Origin of the sequence: Sphingobium sp. IP1 (assembly GCF_002708645.1) — a bacterium.
In the GTDB taxonomy this organism is placed as follows: Bacteria; Pseudomonadota; Alphaproteobacteria; order Sphingomonadales; family Sphingomonadaceae; genus Sphingobium; species Sphingobium yanoikuyae.
Window position 1 is genome coordinate 1 of sequence record NZ_NOIW01000187.1, and the last position, 5,531, is coordinate 5,531.

The 5,531-nt window shown below is 63.3% G+C and carries 5 protein-coding genes; 2 read left to right on the plus strand and 3 right to left on the minus strand.

The window, feature by feature from the left end; genetic code table 11:
- The coding region (locus tag CG471_RS28765) for a transposase (protein WP_143560160.1) at positions 1-160 on the plus strand (160 nt) is incomplete at its 5' end.
- A gap of 12 nt (positions 161-172) precedes the next feature.
- On the opposite strand, the gene CG471_RS28770 is transcribed toward CG471_RS28765, so the two are convergent.
- From CG471_RS28770 to CG471_RS28780, 3 genes are read right to left on the minus strand one after another with little or no spacing between them, the layout of a single operon-like run.
- Positions 173-1,297 carry a glycosyltransferase family 4 protein gene (locus CG471_RS28770; RefSeq protein ID WP_099234541.1) on the minus strand — a complete coding sequence of 375 codons (1,125 nt, stop codon included), beginning with the start codon at positions 1,295-1,297 and terminating at the stop codon, positions 173-175.
- The gene (locus tag CG471_RS28775) at positions 1,294-2,688 is read right to left on the minus strand and encodes an HlyD family type I secretion periplasmic adaptor subunit (protein ID WP_257211729.1); all 1,395 of its coding nucleotides are present in this window, start codon (positions 2,686-2,688) and stop codon (positions 1,294-1,296) included. Before CG471_RS28775 ends, CG471_RS28770 begins: the two co-directional genes overlap by 4 nt.
- A complete protein-coding gene (locus tag CG471_RS28780) occupies positions 2,685-4,850 on the minus strand; it encodes a type I secretion system permease/ATPase (protein WP_099234542.1) in 2,166 nt (721 codons plus the stop codon). The genes CG471_RS28775 and CG471_RS28780 overlap by 4 nt, the downstream gene beginning before the upstream one ends.
- Before the next feature lie 411 nt (positions 4,851-5,261).
- On the opposite strand from CG471_RS28780, the gene CG471_RS31055 reads away from it, so the two are divergent.
- On the plus strand, positions 5,262-5,531 hold a 270-nt coding region (locus CG471_RS31055), incomplete at its 3' end, for a hypothetical protein (protein ID WP_218964298.1).

A 5,531-nucleotide genomic window follows, 5' to 3' on the forward strand; every position in this document is an offset into this window, starting at 1 on the left:
CGCCTTCTCGCCGTGGCTCTACAAACAGCGAAACCTCGTCGAACGATTCTTCAACCGCATCAAGCAGTTCCGTGGCATCGCCACCCGCTATGACAAAGACCCTGCCAACTTCCTCGCAGCCATCAAGCTCATCTGCGTGCGCATCTGGTGCAGTGCGTAATGAGTCTACGCGCTAGGCGCCAGCGACAGCGCGCACATCGTCGACCAGCCTGTCCCATTGTTCGATGATCGCCGGCGACGCGAAACGGGTTGCCGATTGCCGGGCCGCGATGCCGAGGCGCATGCGCAGCGCAGCATCTCCCATGATCCGGTCGAGTGCGGCCGCCAGCGCGCCGGCATCGCCGTCGGGCACGAGCAGGCCATCGACGAGATTATCGACCATTTCCGCAGGACCGAAATCGCAATTGAAGGCGACGACCGGCAAGCCCGCCGCCATCGCTTCGCCCAGAACATTGGCAAAGCCTTCATAGCGGGACGACAGGACCATCGCATCCGCCTTGGCCAACCAACCGCCCGGCGTTTCGCTCTTTCCGGGTAGTTCGATACGATGGGAAAGACCAAGTGAGGCGACCTGCCGTTCCAGCATGCCGCGCATTTCCCCCTCTCCCCAGATACGCAGGTTCCAGTCCGGATGCAGGCGCGCGACCTTGGCAAAGGCCTCGATCAGGAGATCGAACCCCTTTTGGTGAGTCAACCGCCCGACACCCACCAGGACCCGCTGCGCACCAGCCGCCGAGGCAGGCGGTGCGATGGCCTCGATCGGGTTGTGGATGACGCGCGCAAGCGACCGCGCCGACTGAGGCAGACAGTCCAGGCTGGCCCGGGTCTGCATCACGATCCCCGCCGCCCGCGGATACAGCTGTGCCAGCAGCGCATTCCAGGCATTATTGGCATTCTGCGCACGGGGATTATTCCGCTCCGAGACGATGATTTTCCGTCCGGTGCCGATCGCCGCCGTCAGCGTGAGGACGTTGATCTTGGTCAGGAGCGAGATCACGACATCGGGCCGCGCGTCCTTCAGTTGCCGGCGGATAGCAAGAATGCGCCGCCCCTGCGCCATCAGGGTCGAAGCGGGGTTGCGTCCGGGCGGAATGTCAAAGCGCCGGATTTCCACTGCGGGGTCGAAGCGGTGATAGACAGGATCCTGTGGCCGATCGAAGGCCATGATCGTCACCCGCCAGCCGCGGGCAACCCAGGCGGAGGAGATAAGGCTGACAACGCGTTCTGCACCGCCCGCGCCCAGTCCCGCGATCACGAACAGGACATGGCATGGCCGCGCGGCCGGAGCGGCGCTCACCGTTCCCGTCCCGCTTCGTCACGCACCGCCTGGAGCGGGCTCAGCAGATAGGAGCCGACGCTGCGCCGACCGGTGCGGATATCGGCCGTTACCTCCATACCCGGTACCAGTTGGACCAGCCGACCGTCGCGGGTATGCCATTGACGGTCCATCGTAATCCTGGCGGTATAGACGAGGCCGAGCTTTTCGTCCTCGACCGCATCGGTGCTGATGCTTTCGATCCGCCCCTCGACCACGCCATGGCGTGTGAAGGGAAAAGCCGCGAGCTTGACGCCCACATCCTGTCCGGCGCGCACAAAACCGATATCCTTGTTGAATATCTTGACCATAGCCACCAGTTGCCCGCGCGCCGGGACGATCAGCATCAGCGGCTTTCCGACTTCCACAACCCCGCCCACCGTGTGAACCGACAGCTGGGCGACCGTGCCATCGATCGGGCTGACCAGCCGCTGCAGGGCAGAGCGCCGACTGGCCTTGACCATCTCCTCGCGACGCAAGCGTGCCTCCACCTCGGCCTTGGTCAGATCCTCCAATATCCTCGCCCGGCTTGTCCCGACGGACTGGGTACGGCTGGCACTCGCCTGTGCCATCTGCGCGCGCGCCTTGGCCGCGGTTTCGAGCGCGATCTGCCGATCCCGAGCCAAGCCAAGCCGCTGTCGGCGCATCTCGATCACGCGCAATTTGGAGACATAGCCCTTGGCGAGCAATTTCTGGTTGGCTTCGATCTGTTCGTCCACCAACGGCAGGGTTTCCGCCAGCTTGGTGGCCGACAATGTCGCTTCGGCATAGGTGGCCGAGGCTGCCTGCCGGTCGGCATCATGCGCTCCGGTCTCGCCCATGATGCCCTCCAGCTGCGCCCGGGCGAGTGCGATCTGCAGCTCCGTCATTTCCGGCGAGGTGCCCGGCGGCGGCACGAAGCGCAGGCCGTGGCCGTCGAGCGAGGACAGCATGGCCCGCCCCCGTGCCGCATCCAGCTCGGCCGCTTCCAGTGCCCTACGCGCCTGGATCGCATCGGCCGAGGACACGGTCGGGTCCAGTTCGAGCAGCGCCTGGCCGGCATGAACCGACTGGTTGTCCCGCACCAATATGGAGCGAACCACCCCCGCATCGGCAGGCTGTATCAGCTTCACATTATCGGCCGGGATCAACTGTCCGGGGGCCGAAGCCACGACATCGATCTGGCCGAATATCAGCCACAACAGGCCGACGGCCAGCCCCAGCATCAGCACCCAAGCCGTATAGCGCGCCGTGGGCGACACCGGCCGTTCGACGATCTCGATAGCCGCGGGCAGGAAATCGACCTCCTCGGATCGAACCAGCGTGCGCGCCCGCGCCCGTTCGTCACGCCATGCCTGCCGGCCCGTCGCCCATATGCCCTGCGCGCCCATCATACCGCCCGCGCCATGCCGGTCCGCGTCTGGGTCCGATAGAGTTTGGCATAGCGGCCATTGCGGGCGATCAGTTCCTCATGCGATCCGCGCTCGACGATATGGCCCTGTTCCATCGTGACGATGCTGTCGCAATCCCGGATCGCGGACAGGCGATGGGCAATGATGATGACCGTGCGTCCCGCGGCCATCGCCTTGAGATTGGCCTGCACGATCTCCTCGCTCTCGGCATCGAGCGCCGATGTCGCCTCATCGAAGATCAGGATACGGGGCTTGCTCATCAACGCGCGGGCAATCGCAATCCGCTGGCGCTGGCCACCCGATAAATTGACGCCACGTTCTTCAATCATGCTGTCATAGCCGAGCGGCAACCCCATGATGAAGTCATGGGCACCGGCCAGCCGGGCGGCGGACATCACCTCCGACAAAGGCGCGATCGGGCTGGAAAGCGCGATATTTTCACGCAGGGTGCAGTTGAACAGCAGATTTTCCTGGAGGACCACGCCGATCTGGCGTCGCAGCCAGGTCGGATCGATCTGTGCGATGTCGATATCATCGATCAGGATGCGCCCGGCTGCCGGGAGGTAGAGGCGCTGAAGCAGCTTGGCGAGTGTGGACTTGCCGGAGCCCGAGGATCCGGCGATGCCCAAAGTCCCGCCTGCAGGCAGGCCCAAATCGATATTCTCCAGCGTCCAGGGGCCTTCATCGCCATAGCGGAAGCGGACGCCCTCGAAGCGGATATTGCCTCTGATCGACGGCAGCGTCGTCCGCGAGGATCCGATCCGCTCGATCGGCGCATCCAGCACCAGCCCCAGTTGCGCCACCGACAGCCGGACCTGCTGAAAGTCCTGCCACAATTGCGCCATGCGGATGACCGGAGAAGACACGCGTTGGGCAAACATGTTGAAGGCGACGAGCGCCCCCACCGTCATCGTGCCCGCGATCACCTGCCCTGCCCCGAAAAACAGGATCGTCGCCGCCCCCAGCTTCGAGATGAGCTGAACCAGCTGGCTGCTGTTGTTGGCAAGGTTGATCGCGCGCTGATTGGACGTGCTGTAAGCCGCCAGCTGCAATTCCCAGCGATGATTCCATTGCGGCTCGACAGCCGCCGCCTTGATCGTCTGCATGCCCGATATGCTTTCGATCAGCAGGGCATTATTGGCTGCGCCTCGATCGAATTTCTCGGCAAGGCGCCGACGCAGCGGCCCTGTCACCATGATCGAGACCGCGACATAGGCCGGTATGGTGAGCAACACGATCCCGGTCAGCAGCGGCGAATAAAGCCACATGGCCAGAAGGAAGACCAGGGTGAACGCCGGATCGATCAGCACCGACAGCGAGGCATTGGTCAGAAATTCGCGGATCGCCTCCAGCTGTCGGACGCGCATCACCGTATCGCCGACACGCCGCCCCTCGAAATAGGTCAATGGCAGGCGCAGCACATGGCGGAACAGGCGCACGCCCAGTTCGACATCGATCTTCTGGCAGGTCTCCGAATAGAGGCGGGTCCGCAACCAGCCAAACCCCACTTCCCAGAAGGACACCAGCACGAAGCCCAGCATCAGCACCTGCAGGGTGGCCAGCGTATTATGGACCAGCACCTTGTCGATGACATTCTGGAAAAAGAGCGGCGCGGCAAGCCCCAGGAGATTGATGCACAAGGTGATGAGCAGAACCTCGCCCACCAGGCGGCGGTAACGCACAATCTGGGGAATGAACCAGCTTATGTCGAACCGCTTCATCTCACCGCCGGTGCCGGCGCGGGTGGCAAGCAGGATCAGCTCTCCGGACCAGATTTCATCCAGCGCTGCCCGATCCAGCGTCTCCACAGGATGCCCGGGCCGCTGGATCAGGACGCCATGCTCCTTGATCCTGCCCATGATGAACCATTGCCCATTGGCCGCTTGCGCGAGCGCCGGTAGCGACAGACGCTGCAGGCGATCATAATCGGCCCGAACGCTGCGTGCGCGCACGCCGGGCTGACGCTTGCCAAGGCGCAGCAGATCCTTGCTGTCCAGTGGATTTGAATGCCCCAGCTCCTGCCGCAATACCTGGGGATCGACGACGACATAGTGCATGGCGAGCAGGGTCGCGAGCGCCACCAGCCCGGTTTCGTCCGGGGGGATCGGGCGCTTCCTGTCTGGATCGATCGTCGCTGCGTTCATCCTCGCCGGCGCCTCATTCTCACTGTCTCGACCGCCGCCTCGCACCGCGCGGCGCCCCGATCCTGCGCCGAAACTAGCATGGCGGCGCGGGATGGCAGGGGCGATAAAGTCCGGTTTGCGATTAGAAGGTATTACCGCTTCGGGAGAGTGCCCGCCCGTATTGTCTTCGCACGGCCTTGCAGGTTTCCGGCAAAATTCGACCATCGCAGCCATCTTCTCGGCTGATCGTCAGCCCATATCCGCGTCGAACCAGTCTCTGGCCATTCTCGAACCCAGCGACGGCGCTTGCAGCCGAAACATTCGGCTGCCGCGCACCGCGACAGCCCGCCATCAACCGCCGCGACAACCCGAAAACGAAGTGCCTCCGAAATCGACCTTGTCATGCCAGGCTGGCCTCCTCGTCCAGCTAGCATGTTGAATCGGATTTCCAGGCCCAAGGGAATCCTCAACGATCCTGTCAGATCGGATGAAGCGCTAGAACGCCTCAATCAGTGCAGTCCGCGGCGCGCCCGCGCATACCCCATTTGCCAAGTCGGCTCCCAAACACCGACAAGTCGCAATGGCGAGATTGCGCCATTTGGCACGGCAATTGGCAACGTATCGCGAACGAAACGAAATAAATTCAATTATTTCAATACATTATGGCTGGGGCGGCAGGATTCGAACCTGCGCATGGCGGCA